This window comes from Bradyrhizobium guangxiense, from assembly GCF_004114915.1.
Taxonomy (GTDB): Bacteria; Pseudomonadota; Alphaproteobacteria; order Rhizobiales; family Xanthobacteraceae; genus Bradyrhizobium; species Bradyrhizobium guangxiense.
In genome coordinates this window covers 1,011,409-1,026,332 of record NZ_CP022219.1, presented here as the reverse complement: position 1 = coordinate 1,026,332, position 14,924 = coordinate 1,011,409, and the positions used below count along the sequence as shown (strand labels likewise).

Here is a 14,924-nt window from a genome sequence, read left to right as displayed (position 1 = left end):
CCTGTGATCGGTCGACCGTCGATGCAGCGATACTTGCTGGGTTTGCGAAAAACGGCGGCGGCGACATTCCTCCGACAGGATGAGGCGAGGGCCTGACCTATATGCTATCCTCCCGGCACCCAACATCGGAGACGGCCCATGCCAACCAGCGTCAAGCAAATGCTCGAAGCCGCCAACGCGGCAGTCCCCAAGATCACCTCGGACGAGGCGGCCGACATGATCAGACGCGGTAACACGCTGGTCCTCGACGTACGCGACGCACCGGAGGTCGCCGCCAGCGGCAAGATCGCAGGGGCCGTGCATGTCTCGCGCGGGATGCTGGAGTTTCGCGCGGACCCGGAGTCGCCCTATTACGACAAGGCGTTCGACAAGAGCAAGACCGTCATCCTCTACTGCGCCTCCGGCGGCCGGTCGGCACTGGCCGGCAAGGTGCTGAAGGATATGGGCTACGAGAAGGTCTACAACGTCGGCGGCTTCAAGGACTGGACGGGGGCCGTCGAGAAGTAGGAAGAACAAGCGTCGAGGATCCAGCTTGCTGGAGCTTGCGCATTGCGGATGACGATCGGGAGATCGATCTTGGGTGACGAGCAGGAAGCTCGTACCGCACTCCCGATCGACGCGTCGCATCTGATCAAAGACGGATCGGCCGAGGCGGTATCGGCCGACTTCGTGCCGAGCTTGCCGGTCAGCTCGTCCGCCAAGACGAGAGCCGGACTCATGGCAATGGCTCTGGTTATCGCGCCATCCGGATTTCAGATTGTGCCAAGGTCAACGCCCTGCCTTGAAAAATCCACGCTGTGCGCTCGCGTTGACGAAGATCAAGCCGGTTCCGGCTCGCTCGTAGAGACTGCCCGGCAGATCGCGCCGGCGACGGCAGCAACGGAGGGCATGGAAATGGCACACAAACAGGTCCTGTTTCACTCGGCGGCTCGTGAAAAAGTCTTGCGCGGCGCGTCCCTTCTCGCCGATGCCGTACGCGTCACACTCGGGCCGAAGTCGAAATCGGTCCTGATCCAGAAGTCGTGGGGCGCACCGATCGTCTGCAACGATGGTGTCACCATTGCCAAGGAGTTCGATCTGAAGGACGCCGAGGAGAACCTCGGCGCTCAGGTGCTGCGGCAGGCCGCTGAGAAGACCGGCGATGTCGTCGGCGACGGCACCAGCACGTCGACCATCCTTGCCCACGCCATCCTCTCGGACGGGGTTCGGAACGTGGTCGCCGGAGCAAGCGCGATCGACCTCAAACGCGGTCTGGACCGCGGGACACAGGCCGCCGTCGCCGCCTTGCACGCCATGGCGAAGCCGGTCAAGACCAGGGCGGAGAAGGTTCAGGTCGCCACGATTTCAGCGCACAACGACGTCTCCATCGGCGAGCTGGTGGCGGATGCAATCGAGAAGGTCGGCGGCGATGGCGTCATCTCGGTGGAGGAATCCAAGACGACCGAGACCCTCCTGGACGTCGTCGAAGGCATGAAGTTCGACCGCGGCTTTCTCTCGCCCTATTTCGTCACGGATGCCGACCGGATGGAAGCCGTGCTGCAAGACCCCTATGTGTTGCTGTGCGATCACAAGATCGGCGCTCTGCGCGATCTGGTTCCCCTGCTTGAGCAGGTTGCCAAGAGCGGCCGGTCGCTTCTGATCATCGCCGAGGACATCGAGGGCGAAGCGCTGGCGACGCTCATCGTCAATCAGCTTCGCGGCGTGCTCAAGGCCTGCGCTGTCAAGGCGCCCGGCTTTGGCGAGCGCCGCAAGGCGATGCTGGAGGATATTGCCATCCTCACAGGCGCGCAGGTGATCTCGCAGGAGATCGGCCTGAAACTGGAAAGTGCCACTTTGCAACAGCTCGGTCGCGCGGCGCGCGTGGTTGCCGACAAGGAGAACACCACCCTGATCGGAAGTGGCGGCGATCGAGCCCGTATCGATGCAAGGTTGGCCCAGATCCGCACCGAGATCGAGAAGACGACCAGCGATTACGACCGCGAGAAGCTCGAGGAGCGCCTCGCCAAGCTATCGGGCGGGGTTGCCGTGATCCGGGTGGGAGCACCGACTGAGGCCGAGATGAAGGCGAAGAAGGAAGCGCTCGATGACGCAATCAGCTCGACGAAGGCGGCGGTGGCCGAAGGCATCGTCCCGGGCGGCGGGCTTGCCCTGCTCCGCACGGTCGCGGCCGTGGCCAAGGAGGAGACTGCCTGCGAGGGCGACGAGCGAACGGGCCTCCAGATCCTGAAGCGGGCGCTGGAGGCACCCGCGCGTCAGATCGCCGAAAATTCCGCAACCGATGGCGGTGTCGTGGTCGCGCGGATGCTCGGCAGCGAGGGCAGTTTTGGCTTCGATGCCGCGCGGAAGGTCTATGTCGACCTCGTCGAGGCTGGCATCGTCGACCCCGTGAAGGTCGTACGGACCGCGCTTGAAAATGCGGTTTCCGTCGCGAGCGTGCTTCTTCTGACGGAGGCCACGATGACGGAAATTCCGGAGCCGAAGCGCGAGCGGTTGCCCGAACCCGACATGGCGATGTAGCCGCGGCGCGTCCCCCCCGCAAGCGCGGGCATCTGCCCGCAGGCGAGCAACTTTGCGCCAGCGGATGGGAATGATCCCTGCACCGGATGCAACAATGCCCTACCGCTCGAACAGAGATCTCCCCGCAAGCGTACGCCACCATTTGCCGCCTCATGCCCTCGACATCTATCGGGAAGCATTCAACCACGCCTTTGCGTCCCATGCCGGAGACCTCCGACAGGAGGAGATCGCACACCGCACGGCCTGGGCCGCCGTCAAACGTTCATTTGTGAAGCTCGGCGACCAATGGGAGCCAAGACGGCCAAATTCATGAGCGCGCCTATGCTCGTGCGGGGACGCCGTGCGGCGACCGGCAAACGTCTACGAAACTGCCCCAATCTTGGTCAATGCGGTCATTCGGATTTTGGACGCGGTGCTTCTGGATTTGAGCGAAATCAACCAGCGCGCGACGGCCATGACTATCCTTTGCGGCGACCAGATGGTCACCTCGAAGGAGACAACGATCATGGCAACCGAGACCAAATTACCTGTCACCAAACCCTCCACTGCACCTGCCGTCGCGGGCGAAGCATGGCAGCCGTTCCAGGCACTGAGGAACGAGATCGACCAGATCTTCGACGACTTTGGCAACGGCTTCTGGAAGCGGCCGTTCCGCTCGCTCGCACGGCTGGAGCGCGATCTGTCCAAGAACTTCAACGCGCCGGCCGTCGACGTCGCCGAAGGCGACAAGGCCTACGAGATCACGGCGGAGCTTCCCGGCCTCGACGAGAAGAACATCGAGGTCAAGCTCGTCAACGGTGGCCTCTCCATCCGAGGCGAGAAGAAGGAAGAGACCGAAGAGAAGAAGAAAGACTATTACGTTTCGGAGCGCCGCTACGGCTCCTTCGAGCGCTATTTCGCGCTGCCGGACGGGGTCAATGCCGATAAGATCGAGGCGACGTTCAAGAACGGCGTGCTCAAGGTCGTGCTGCCGAAGACCGAAGAAGCTCAGAAGCCGGTCAAGACCATCGATGTGAAGGCCGCCTGAAAGCCCATCGAGGCGAGGCTGCGGCAGACGCAGCCTTGCCTCGCTCGCGACGCTCGCCAAGACGGCTCACGATGATCTCCGCTTCGTCGTGGAATCGCTGAAGCACATGCATACCGCTAGCTGAACGCCGGCCGCTCGAGCCCCCGTTGCTCGGATGCCCCGTTTGCGTTCCCATTGCCACGGCAGCGCTGATCACCGCGCTGTTCGGGTCGCGCCAACGCGGTATGTGAGGGTGCGCGGCTCGTCCTTCTCCCGTCCGGCTCCGGACATCTCCTTAGGTGATGCCCCCAAATTTCCGTCCGGCAATTTATCCGTTAGTAAAGTTCTGCGAGCACGCGCCGGCAAGGGGCCTGCAATGAACCACTCGATCTACACCGCGGACAAGGCAACACATCTGAAGGTGGTGGTCGCTGGATTGCTTGCCGGCATCGCCATCGTCACGATCTCGCTGGCGGTCCACCTCGCCCAACCCGAAATGGATGCGCGGAAGGCGACGACCCTGGCGGTTCATAAGGCTCATCCAGCTCACGCGCTGACCAGGATGGCGCAGCGTTAGTCGGGAAAGGGCTGTTGGGAGGATATTCAGATGACAAGCGAAGCAATCAAGGCGCTGATGATATTCGCGATGTATGGCATCCTCGAGCTCGCACTTTATTTTTCGGCGAGCGCAAGGCCGGCCAAGCAACCGGTCCGGTCGAGCGCCGGCCGGACCGTCAATCCCGATCTGACCGGCCGCGGGTCGGAAGATTAGGTCGGCCCGCTCGGCCGCCGGCGCGGATGCTGCGTCGTCAAGAGGCCGGCGTCACAATGGTTCGTCATCCAGTGTCGAGGGCTCCGCCTGCAGCGACACGAAGTCCCCGCCGCCGTAATCATCCTCCGGATCAGGACAGGTCGGCTGAAGACAGAGGCGGTCATCGACCCCCCGGACGCCTGACGCGTTCTCGCAAGCCACGATAGCCGCCCGATGTGCGTTGTCGCCCTTGACGACGCCTCGCAGCGTGACCACCCCGTCCCTGACGCTGACGTTAAGACCAATGGGCTGCCAAGGCATCCGCGCCATCGCCGCGAGCACCGAACGACGGATCTGATTGTCGTCATCCGAGTAACCGGGGGCGCCGGTCAGCGGTCTGGCAACCGCGGACAAGAAGTCGGACCGGGTGATGATGCCGACCATGCGGTCATCGCGCATGACCGGGACGTGGTTCAGGCCCCGGCGCTCCATCAGGTCGGCAATCTCCTCCAGCGGCGTATCTTCCCTGATCGTCGCCGGATCAGGCGTCATCACCTGCTCCACCTTGCGCCCATGCTCCTTCACGAACTCACGCGCGATCCGGTCCGCGCCGAGCAGGACCGTCAGCAGCCGGTTGCGGGTATGCTCCGTTTCGAGCTCGGCCCGCCTCAGGAAGTCGCTTTCGCAGATGATGCCGACCAGCTTTCCCGCCGAATCCGTGACCGGCAGTCCGCTGATGTGGTGAGCCAGCATCACCTTGATGGCATCGGCGATCGGGGCCTCGGGCCGAATGGCTATCACCCGGCGGGACATGATCTGGTGCGCGCGCATGTGTTGGACTCCAAAGAGAGTTCACGGGTAATTGCCGCCCCAGATCGGGTCTTGATCGAGATCAACGCCCGGCCGGGATCGAGTGCCATGCTGCAATCAAATTTGGGACACCGGCATGCGCCTGTCAGCGCCGTTCATCGCCGCGATCTTTGCGGCAGTCGCAGCATCGAGCGCGGGAGCGCCTGCGCAGCCCACACCCATCGACGTCTCCCTCTCCGATCTGATGACCCGGGTGCAGCTCCAGCATGCCAAGCTGTGGTTTGCAGGCAAGCTCAGCAATTGGGGGCTGGCGAGTTACGAGATCCAACACATCGACGATGCCCTTGAACGGACGAGCAAGCTAATGCCCGATCCTGCACGGATCGTTGCTGCCAAGGTTCAGCTCCAGGCCGTACGGCAAGCGGTGCAGCAAAAAGACGTGCCTGCGTTCACCAAAGCGTATTCGGCGCTGACGAACGAATGCAACAGTTGCCATCGGGCCAGCGGGTTCGCCTCAATCACAATCCAGGTACCGGTTCGGCCGCCGGTCGCCAACCAATTGTTCGTCGATCAGATCACCGAAGGCCGGGCACAGGCCCATGCGTCATGTGGACCATGCCATGTGGTGGAGGATGCCTCCAGGGAATCGCCGGCGTCCCGTCCGCCGGCGCCGAGCTTCCTGGAGATCATCGATCGCCCCTCGTTCTCCGCCGATGACATCAGGCAGTTCCTGACGTCAAGCCATCGCAGGCTCGGCCCCGGCCAAGCCATGCCCAACCCGCGGCTGGCGGAATACCAGATCGACGCGATCGTGGCGTATCTCGAAACCTTGAAGGCTCGCCCGCCGCGTTAGGATGCGGCCTGCTCCATCACTTCCGCTGCCGCTCAGACGGTTGATCTCGGTCAAGCCGCGATCGGCAAAGCGCAGCATTGTGGACCTATCACAATCCGAACTGCGTCATCGCATCCCAAGGCAGGCACATGACAACCACAGACGGAGCCGCTCGCCCACCTCACACGCACGCGCCGGCAGCGAAGACGTTCCTGTGGGGTGTCTCGACCTCGAGCTTCCAGATCGAGGGCGGCGCCCATTCGGACGGCCGCGGCGACAGCATCTGGGACGATTATTGCCGGCAGCAGGGCCGCATCAAGAACGGCGATACGGGCGATGTCGCCTGCGATCATTATCATCTCTTCCGCGAAGACATCGCGTTGATGCGCGAGATCGGCGTCGACGCGTACCGCTTCTCCATCTCCTGGCCGCGCGTCCTGCCGCAAGGACGCGGCGCCGCGAACGAGGCGGGCCTTGATTTCTACGACAGGCTCGTCGATGCATTGCTGGCTGCCGGCATCGAGCCCTGGATTTGCCTCTATCACTGGGATCTGCCGCAGGCGCTGCAGGATCTTGGAGGCTGGCAGAACCGGGACATTGCCGGCTGGTTTGCCGACTATGCCGCGCTCATGGCCCGACGCCTCGGCAACCGTGTCAAGCGGTTCGCCACGTTCAACGAACCATGCGTATTCACGCTGTTCGGATATGGTCTCGGCTGGAATGCGCCCGGCATTGCCGACAAGGGCGCTCTGCACCGGGCCATCCATCACGTCAACCTCAGCCATGGGCGCGCCATCGACGTGCTACGCCAATCGGTGCCGGAGGCATCGCTCGGCGCCATTCACAACCGGCAGCCTTGTTATCCCGCCACGCCAAGTGAGGAAGATGCGGCGGCGACACGACGCTTCGCGCCCTACTGGAACGACGCATTCCCTTATCCGCAACACTTTGCCTACTACCCGCCGGAACTGGCCGCGGCGATCGAGCCATATGTCAAGCCCGGCGACATGGCGCAGATCGCGCGGCCGGTCGACTGGTTCGGGCTCAACCATTACTCACCGCACTACATCAGGGCTGAGAGCAACGCGATCGGCGCCGGCTTCGGCGCACCGCCAGCCGAGGTACGACGGACCTCGATCGGCTGGCCCATCATTCCCGACGCGTTCCGCGACACGCTGCTGGACATCGACCGCCGTTTCCGCCTGCCGATCTACGTGCTGGAGAACGGCACCGCCGCGGACGACAAGCCGGACGAGACCGGCCGTGTTCAGGACACCGCCCGAATTGCCTATCTCGACGCCTATACACGGGCGATGCAGGAGGCGATCCGGGCCGGGGCCAACGTCAAGGGCTATTTCGTCTGGTCGCTGCTCGACAATTTCGAGTGGGCGTCGGGCTATTCGCAACGCTTTGGTCTCGTTCATGTCGACTTTGCCACGCAGAAGCGAACGCCGAAGGCATCGGCACGCTGGTATTCAGATCTCATTCGAGGCGCGCGCAGGACGGAGATTACGGCAGACCGTGCGGAGTTCGAGAACCTGACGGAACGGCCTGGCGCGATGACCGCGCCCATGGCCGCCGGCTAGGCTGATGACCGCGATCCTCACGATCACGGCCAACCCGGCGGTCGACGTGTCGACATCGGTGGACAGGATCGTTCCCGTCGCCAAGCTGCGCGGCATCGGCCAGCGTCGCGACCCCGGCGGCGGCGGCATCAATGTTGCGCGCGTCGTCAAGCGCCTCGGCGGCAATGCCACCGCGCTGTTTCCGGTGGGCGGCCTGACCGGCGACCTGCTGCGGCAATTGCTCGATCGCGAGGGCGTCGAAAGCCTGACCTTTCCGATCGCGGGCGAGCCCCGCCAGGACTTCTTCGTCAGCGAGATCAGCACGGGCCAGCCCTATCGCTTCATCCTGCCGGGGCCACCTCTCGCCGACAGCGAATGGCAGAGATGCCTTGCAATGCTGTCGGCAATCGAGCCGTTTCCCCGCTTCGTGGTGGCGAGCGGAAGCTTGCCGGGCGGCGTGCCCGACGATTTCTATGCGAGGGTCGCAAGCATCGTTAGACGACGCGGAGCCAGGATGATCCTCGACACGTCCGGTCCGGCCCTCGTGGCTGCGGTGGCGGAGGGGGTCGAGCTGGTAAAGCCGAACCTGCGGGAGATGCGGGAGCTGGTCGGCCGCGAGCCATCCGATGCCGCCGAATGGGAAGCTGCCGCCCGAACATTGGTGCGCAGCGGCAAGGCGGCGACGGTCGCCCTCACGATGGGACATCTCGGCGCCGCGCTGGTGACGAGCGACCGGGTCCTGCGCGCGAGGCCTCTTGCAATCACGCCGGTCAGCGCCGTCGGCGCCGGCGACAGCTTTCTCGGCGCGCTGGTTCACGGGCTGGCATCTGGAGCCGGTCTGGAGCACTGCTTCCGACAGGCCGTCGCCGCCGGCGCCGCGGCTCTGCTCAATCCAGGCACCGAACTGTGCCGGCCGGACGACGTCAAACGTCTCGCCGCGCAGGTCACCCTCACTACGGCAATTTGACCGGGTCAACCTGACGCGCCTGGGACTCCGGCTGCAGCGGCGAGGCCTGCCGGTTGAGACGGTCGAGCGACAGCAGGAGGCCGCCAACCCGTTCCAGCGACGACACCCAATCGGCGATGCGCCCGTAATTGTCGACAACCCAGTTGAACGAGGCCTGCACCAGCGTGAACGCCGCCGCGGCTTGCGTAAGCTCGCCCAGCGTCATGGCCCCCGCGAGAAATTTCGGCGCGCAGAGCACCAGGCCGATGATCGGCGCCAGCAGCGAGTTGCCGTGCGACACGATGGTCGTCCGCATCAATTGCCAGCACAGGCGGCGCCACTGATGGATGGTGGCCCGGACAGCGCTGCGAAGATCACGGCAGACTTCCGGCCGTTGCCCTTGGGGTGCGACCCCCTCCCCGATGTCGCGGAGCTGGTGCGCCGCCGTGATCAATTCCGCCTCGGCCTGGTTCTTGATCTGGACCAGCCGGGTCAGGGGCGCCCCGACCAGCGTCATTGCCGTCGTGACGATGCCCGAATAGACCGCCACGCCAATGACAAGGTAGCCCGGAAGCCGGACCGAATGGCTTCCCACGGGCAACGCGATGTCGCCGCCAACGGTCCAGAGAACCTGAATGAAGATGATGGCGCTGAGCAGCGAGGAAACCAGTCCAAGCGCAAGATCGATGGGCGCATCCGTTGCGATCCTGACGTCCTCGGCGATCCTGTATTCGGGTATCTGCCGCTCGCTCTGCACGGCCGCAAGGCGGGCGTAGCGGTCATCTTCGATCCAATAGTCTATCACTTTGCCGGTCAGCCATTCCCGCCACTGTCTCTGCGCCGTCATGCGGCCCCAGACCGAGGTGACGGCGAGTGCAATGCTTCCGATGCACAATGGGACGAGCAGGAATGCCTGCCCTGTCAGGCGCGCGGGGTCGCGGCTCTCCAGTGCATCGAAGAAATCGCGATTCCAATAGTTGAAGCGAAATTGCACGTAGAGCTGCAGGACGACGACGAGGACCAACAACGCACATAGCGCCCATACGGCCCAAGCCTGCGCGCCCCGCCAGAAACCGGAGGCGGCCTGCCAAAATCGCGCCCTCTCCCGCAAAGAGGCGTTCTGCTCTGGTTCGGTCATCATCGACGTTCATTGCTAAGGCGGGCATGTGCCGCACACTTGATCTTTCGCAAACCGATGGTGCGAAGATGCCGGAAGATGCTCGCGCTCAGGCTACTTTTGCAGTGCGGGAGAATGCGCGTGGACACGTCAACCTACATTCGCTGGTTCAGGGACATAGGTCTTGCCGACGTGCCGCTGGTCGGAGGCAAGACAGCTTCGCTGGGCGAACTTTATTCGGCGCTGACGCCCCAGGGCGTCAAGGTCCCGAACGGCTTTGCGCTGACCGCAGCGGCGTATCGGGACGCCCTGACCGAGGCTGGCGCGTGGGACAAGCTCAAGCCGCTTCTCGCCGGCATCGACAAGCGACGGATCGCCGATCTTGCGCGTCGTGCCGCCGCTGCCCGCGCGATCGTCTACGTGGCGACCGACCGCGAAGATCTCCGTCGTCAGGCCGCGCAGGCGTATCGGCAGCTGGAGCGGGAATACGGATGCAATGTCGCGGTGGCGGTCCGTAGCTCCGCCACGGCCGAAGACCTGCCGACCGCAAGTTTTGCCGGACAGCACGACAGCTTCCTCAACATCCGTGGCGCCGACGGGCTGATGGAGGCCTGCCGCCGCTGCTTTGCCTCGCTGTTCACGGATCGTGCGATCTCCTATCGGATCGACAACGGTTTCGATCATTTCAAGGTCGCGCTGTCGGTTGCGGTCATGAAGATGGTCCGCTCGGACCTTGCGGCCAGTGGCGTCATCTTCACGCTCGACACGGAGAGCGGGTTTCGAGACGTCGTATTCGTGACCGGAGCGTACGGGCTGGGAGACAATGTCGTACAGGGTATCGTGGACCCCGACGAGTTCTACGTCCACAAGCCGACCTTCGACGCCGGCTTCCGGGCGGTTCTGTCGCGCCGTCTGGGATCGAAGGCCAAGCGAATGGTCTATGGCCGCGGGCACAACGCCACCCGGAACGTGGCAACGCAGGCCAACGAACGCCGCCGGTTCTGCATCGATGACACCGAAGTCTTGACGCTGGCCGAATGTGCGCTTCTCGTCGAGAGGCACTATTCGCAGAAGTCGGGCAAGCCGACCCCGATGGACGTGGAATGGGCCAAGGACGGCAGAGACGGCTCGCTCTACATCATCCAGGCCCGCCCTGAGACGGTCGCCTCCCGCCGCACACCGGAGGCATTGGAAAGCTATACGCTGAAATCGTCCGGAAAAGCGTTGGCCGAGGGCCGCGCCGTCGGCGAAAAGATCGCGGCAGGACGCATCCGACTGATCAGAAACGAGCGGGAGCTCCGGAAATTCCGTCCAGGCGAGGTGCTGGTCGCGACGGCGACGAGCCCGGACTGGGAGCCGGTCATGAAGCTCGCTGCGGCGATCGTGACCGATCATGGCGGCCGGCCCTGCCATGCCGCCATCATCGCACGCGAGCTCGGCGTGCCCGCCGTGGTTGGAACCGGCAGCTTCAGCAAGAGAGCGAAGACCGGCACGGCGGTGACGGTGTCCTGCGCCGAAGGCGATATCGGCCACGTGTTCGAGGGGACGCTGCCTTACGAGGTCGAGCAGATTTCAACCGAAGACCTTCGAAAGCCCCGCACCGAGATCATGGTGAACCTCGGCAATCCCGAGATCGCATTCAAGAGCGCGTCCTTGCCGAGCGACGGCGTTGGTCTTGCCCGCATGGAGTTCATCATCAACCAGCATGTCGGGATCCACCCCATGGCGCTTGCCTGTCCCGACAAGGTGACTTCGGCGCGCGATCGGCAGAAGATCAAGCTGCTGACCGCACGCCACAAGCAACCTTCCGAGTTCTTTGTCGAGCGACTTTCGGAGGGCGTCGGCACCATCGCCGCCGCGTTCTATCCCCGGCCGGTGATCGTGCGCCTGTCCGATTTCAAGACCAATGAATATGCCAACCTGCTCGGCGGCGCCGGTTTCGAACCCCGCGAGGAAAATCCGATGCTCGGCTTCCGAGGCGCCGCGCGCTACGCGCACCCCGCCTATGCGAAGGGCTTTGCGCTGGAATGCGCGGCCCTGAAGCGCGTGCGCGAGGCGATGGGACTTACCAATCTCAAAATCATGATTCCGTTCTGCCGGCGTGTCGAGGAAGCGCGCAAGGTCATTGAAGCCATGGCCACTCATGGGCTGAAACGAGGCGACAACGGCCTGCAGATCTTCATGATGTGCGAGATACCGAACAACGTCATCCTGATCGACCAGTTCGCGCAATTGTTCGACGGCTTCTCCATCGGTTCCAACGATCTCACCCAGCTCACGCTCGGCGTCGACCGGGACTCCGAGATCGTCGCATTCGACTTCGACGAGCGCGACCCCGGCATGCTGCAAATGCTGTCGATGGCTGTGCTGGGCGCCAAGCGAAACCGCCGCCACGTCGGGATCTGCGGCGAGGCGCCGGCAAATTATCCGGAGATCGCGAAGTTCCTGGCTGAACTCGGCATCGACTCGATCAGCGTCAATCCGTCGAGTGTGTTGCGGACCATCGAGATCGTCCGCACTGCCGAGCGCGACAGCGCCGGAGCCCGACGGGCAGCGGGCTAGAGCATGATCCGGAAAAGTGCGACGCGGTTTTCCGGAAAGATCATGCGCAAACAAGGCGCGATGACGATTCGTCCAAATCTCATCGCGCTTTAGGGGTGCTTGGTTCGACGATGCAGATCGAGCGCCTCTCGCACCTCATCATCCTCGAGGGCATCCCTGATGGCGCGATCGGCCTGCCCAGATTCTTGTTTTGACGCGTTTTCTTCACGCGAACCAGTGTCCACTTCGCTCGAAAACGCTCTAGCGTCCAAGACCGGCTTGCCGCGTTCAGGTGCGCCGACCTCGCTTGTTTGCTTCGCCACGCCCGCCTGCGCCGCCTGACCATCCTTGGCCATTGCACATCCTCCCGTCGCGTCGACGTCAATGCGACATCAGAAGACAGACCGGAGCCTGATGCAGCAGGCTCTGCGTCATGCCGCCGAAAATCCATTCCCCCAGCCGGCTATGTCCATATCCGCCGGTGACGATGAGGTCGGCCCCGACGTCGGCGGCCAGCCGGACGAGATAGCCCGCGTCGGGCTCCGCCGTATGCACGCGCACCTCGTGCTGGCAATTGACGCCGTGGCGCTGGAGATATCCGGCCACGTCCCGCACCCGATCATGCGCCGCATCCTGTTCGGTCGCAGTGCAGATTTCGGCGATCGTGACTTGCGAAGCCCGCGTCAGAAACGGCAGCGCATCGCGAACGGCCAGTCGCGCCTCGCGGGCATCCTTCCAGCCGACCACGATCCGATCGCCCGACAATCTGGTGACGCCGACCGGCACCGAAAGGAGCGGACGGCCCAGCCGCAACATGGCTCCGGCCGCATCGAGGTAATGAGAGGATTTGGCCTTCAGCTGACTGCGCCGCACCACGACGAGGTCCGCCGCCCTGGACTGCTCGACCAGGAACTCGGTCGGAAAGTCGATCGCCCAACGCCATTCGACCTTCTCGCGCGGCAGGCGAACGATCCGCCTGAACCACGCCTCCTTGGCCACAAGAGTTGCCCGGATGCGTTCGAGATCCTCCGCGGTGGTCTGCTCGATGATCACGCCTTCGGCGACGAACGGAGGCTCTATCGCGACCGCCGAGATGCCGAGCAGAGCTGCCCCAAAGCCGTCCGCGATGCCTTCGGCGACGGCGATCTGCCCTTCGTCCTGCTGCTGGGAATCGACATAGACCATGACGCTGGCAAGAGACATAGCTTCGCTCCTTGGCTCGGATGGCCGTTTATCCCGCGTTTCCGAGCCACGCCGTTGACGCAAATCAAGCGCCCCACGGCTGTACCTTGTCGCCTTCGTTACCGGGGAAGAGCGCCATCGGTCCATCGCCGAAGGCGTGATCGGGGGTCATATCATTCGGACAGCCGCTATTTGCCTGAGGGAAAAATGTCCTCGCAGCTGGGGCTCCCTTTGATCCCGATCAAGCCGATCGGCGGCAGAGAGTGCATGATTTTGATCATCATGGAGGTTTGTCATGCAAGCACAGGACGTGATGATTGCACCGGTGGTGACCGTCGGCGCGGATGCGACCGTTCGCCATGTCGCCAAGATCCTGCTCGAGCGCCACATCAGCGCAGTGCCTGTCGTCGATGCGGACAACAACATCCTCGGGATCGTAACCGAAGGCGACCTCCTGCATCGAAGCGAATCCGGAACCGAGCGCCAATATGCCTGGTGGCTTCGCCTCTTGGCCGGCGACGCGCAAATGGCGAACGACTACGTCAAATCGCATGCGGTCAAGGTCAAGGATATCATGACGCGCGAGGTCGTCACTGCCAGTCCAGAGACGCCGCTAAGCGACATCGCGATGCTGCTTGAGAACCGCCAGATCAAAACTGTGCCCATCGTCAACAGGCAGGGTCAACTCGTCGGGATCGTCAGCCGGGCCAATCTGCTGCAGGCCGTCGCAAGCGCCAGGCCCAAGCTGGAGATTTCGCTTCCGGACGCGACAATCAGGAAGAAATTCCTCGATGAGATCAAGAATCAACCCTGGGCCCACACGTTCAACCTGAACGCGACCGTCAAAGACGGCGTCATCGACCTCTGGGGCTTCGCGCCATCCGTGGCAGAACGCACGGCCATCCGCGTAGCGGCCGAGGCGATCCCGGGCGTAGTTCTGGTGAATGATCATTTGCTCGAGACCCCGGCTTTCGTTTACTGACGCGGTCCGGATTACGAGTTCACGCTTCGGGGCATTCCCCGACCGGTGCGATCTGCTTGCGAAACAGAACGGCCGAATCTGCAAAGCTCGCGACACATCGATGACTGCGGGCGAAATTGCGCAGGCGTCCCCGTGCGGCATCATTCAATCCGAACAAGCGCTCATAATCAACGCGGTCGATCCGGACGAGCGCCCCGTTCTGCAACGTGGCCAACCGGTTCTCCAAATCGGGTAGGGTAAACTTGCCGCGCACCAACCCTCGCCGCGGACGACCGACGCGCTCGTCGGCTTCGGCCTCCGTTCGGAAGCGATCCAGCGCCTGGCGCACCTCCTGCCTGAGAACCCCGGCCGGTGCAAGAACCGCAGCGACCAGATCCACGGTCTGCTCAACGGCCGGATTCGCGACGTCGGCTTCCAAGATTTCTTGGGTAAGCGCCTTGGTGGCTTCTGCGGACTGGCTGAGGCGATATGCTGCCCATTGCGCGAGCAATGCCACCGCACGGCTGCGGGCTCTGAACTTCAAGTCTTCTCCGGCGATGAACTCGGTCTCGAATGCGCTCTTGTGCTTGTCGAACGAAGTCATATCTGTTGCTCCAGCGCGACGGCGTTCAAGGCTAACCCGATAGCCTCAATCCCGGTTGATGCAGGTCAAACACTCCTCTGATCCTGAGAGGT

General features: G+C 63.4%; 16 protein-coding genes. 11 read left to right on the top strand and 5 right to left on the bottom strand.

What is annotated here, in order from left to right:
* Positions 1 to 138 precede the first annotated feature (138 nt).
* The 6 genes from X268_RS04930 to X268_RS39235 all read left to right on the top strand — a co-directional run bounded on the left by X268_RS04930 (position 139) and on the right by X268_RS39235 (position 4,295).
* Positions 139 to 507 (top strand): rhodanese-like domain-containing protein, encoded by a 369-nt coding sequence (locus X268_RS04930; protein ID WP_128923883.1) that lies wholly within the window; start codon positions 139 to 141, stop codon positions 505 to 507.
* Between the two features lie 387 nt (positions 508 to 894).
* On the top strand, positions 895 to 2,517 hold the full coding sequence (groL, locus tag X268_RS04925; RefSeq protein WP_128923882.1) for a chaperonin GroEL: 1,623 nt from the start codon (positions 895 to 897) through the stop codon (positions 2,515 to 2,517).
* A gap of 64 nt (positions 2,518 to 2,581) precedes the next feature.
* Positions 2,582 to 2,830 (top strand): ChaB family protein, encoded by a 249-nt coding sequence (locus X268_RS04920; protein ID WP_430648395.1) that lies wholly within the window; start codon positions 2,582 to 2,584, stop codon positions 2,828 to 2,830.
* 192 nt (positions 2,831 to 3,022) lie between these two features.
* Complete coding sequence (locus tag X268_RS04915) at positions 3,023 to 3,544, top strand: Hsp20/alpha crystallin family protein (RefSeq protein ID WP_128923880.1); 522 nt, start codon at positions 3,023 to 3,025, stop codon at positions 3,542 to 3,544.
* A gap of 355 nt (positions 3,545 to 3,899) precedes the next feature.
* Positions 3,900 to 4,100, top strand: a complete 201-nt coding sequence (locus X268_RS04910) for a hypothetical protein (RefSeq protein ID WP_128923879.1) — start codon at positions 3,900 to 3,902, stop codon at positions 4,098 to 4,100.
* Between the two features lie 30 nt (positions 4,101 to 4,130).
* Positions 4,131 to 4,295 (top strand): hypothetical protein, encoded by a 165-nt coding sequence (locus tag X268_RS39235; RefSeq protein ID WP_164937535.1) that lies wholly within the window; start codon positions 4,131 to 4,133, stop codon positions 4,293 to 4,295.
* 51 nt (positions 4,296 to 4,346) lie between these two features.
* Here the strand turns inward: X268_RS39235 and X268_RS04905 are convergent, their stop codons facing one another.
* Positions 4,347 to 5,105 (bottom strand): CBS domain-containing protein, encoded by a 759-nt coding sequence (locus tag X268_RS04905; protein WP_128923878.1) that lies wholly within the window; start codon positions 5,103 to 5,105, stop codon positions 4,347 to 4,349.
* 115 nt (positions 5,106 to 5,220) lie between these two features.
* On the opposite strand from X268_RS04905, the gene X268_RS04900 reads away from it, so the two are divergent.
* The 3 genes from X268_RS04900 (at position 5,221) to X268_RS04890 (ending at position 8,448) form a co-directional block, all read left to right on the top strand.
* Entirely contained in the window at positions 5,221 to 5,937 is a 717-nt protein-coding gene (locus tag X268_RS04900) for a c-type cytochrome (RefSeq protein ID WP_128923877.1), read from the top strand.
* Between the two features lie 128 nt (positions 5,938 to 6,065).
* On the top strand, positions 6,066 to 7,502 hold the full coding sequence (locus X268_RS04895) for a GH1 family beta-glucosidase (RefSeq protein ID WP_128923876.1): 1,437 nt from the start codon (positions 6,066 to 6,068) through the stop codon (positions 7,500 to 7,502).
* 4 nt (positions 7,503 to 7,506) lie between these two features.
* Positions 7,507 to 8,448 carry a 1-phosphofructokinase family hexose kinase gene (locus X268_RS04890; RefSeq protein ID WP_128923875.1) on the top strand — a complete coding sequence of 314 codons (942 nt, stop codon included), beginning with the start codon at positions 7,507 to 7,509 and terminating at the stop codon, positions 8,446 to 8,448.
* Here X268_RS04890 and X268_RS04885 read toward each other — a convergent pair.
* The gene (locus X268_RS04885) at positions 8,435 to 9,565 is read right to left on the bottom strand and encodes an SbmA/BacA-like family transporter (RefSeq protein WP_128929149.1); all 1,131 of its coding nucleotides are present in this window, start codon (positions 9,563 to 9,565) and stop codon (positions 8,435 to 8,437) included. The two genes, X268_RS04890 and X268_RS04885, sit on opposite strands and share 14 nt — an antisense overlap.
* 120 nt (positions 9,566 to 9,685) lie before the next feature.
* Here X268_RS04885 and ppsA point away from each other — a divergent pair, with 120 nt between their 5' ends.
* Positions 9,686 to 12,106, top strand: coding sequence for a phosphoenolpyruvate synthase (gene ppsA, locus X268_RS04880; RefSeq protein WP_245477780.1), 2,421 nt, complete (start codon positions 9,686 to 9,688; stop codon positions 12,104 to 12,106).
* An 89-nt stretch (positions 12,107 to 12,195) separates the two neighbouring features.
* Here the strand turns inward: ppsA and X268_RS39230 are convergent, their stop codons facing one another.
* Together X268_RS39230 and X268_RS04875 are read right to left on the bottom strand one after the other, a co-directional pair.
* Positions 12,196 to 12,441, bottom strand: a complete 246-nt coding sequence (locus X268_RS39230) for a hypothetical protein (RefSeq protein WP_164937429.1) — start codon at positions 12,439 to 12,441, stop codon at positions 12,196 to 12,198.
* A 25-nt stretch (positions 12,442 to 12,466) separates the two neighbouring features.
* Complete coding sequence (locus tag X268_RS04875) at positions 12,467 to 13,288, bottom strand: universal stress protein (protein WP_128923873.1); 822 nt, start codon at positions 13,286 to 13,288, stop codon at positions 12,467 to 12,469.
* Between the two features lie 274 nt (positions 13,289 to 13,562).
* On the opposite strand from X268_RS04875, the gene X268_RS04870 reads away from it, so the two are divergent.
* Entirely contained in the window at positions 13,563 to 14,249 is a 687-nt protein-coding gene (locus tag X268_RS04870; RefSeq protein ID WP_128923872.1) for a CBS domain-containing protein, read from the top strand.
* Between the two features lie 19 nt (positions 14,250 to 14,268).
* Here X268_RS04870 and X268_RS04865 read toward each other — a convergent pair whose 3' ends face one another.
* Positions 14,269 to 14,832 (bottom strand): ATPase inhibitor subunit zeta, encoded by a 564-nt coding sequence (locus X268_RS04865; protein ID WP_128923871.1) that lies wholly within the window; start codon positions 14,830 to 14,832, stop codon positions 14,269 to 14,271.
* Between the last annotated feature and the right edge of the window lie 92 nt (positions 14,833 to 14,924).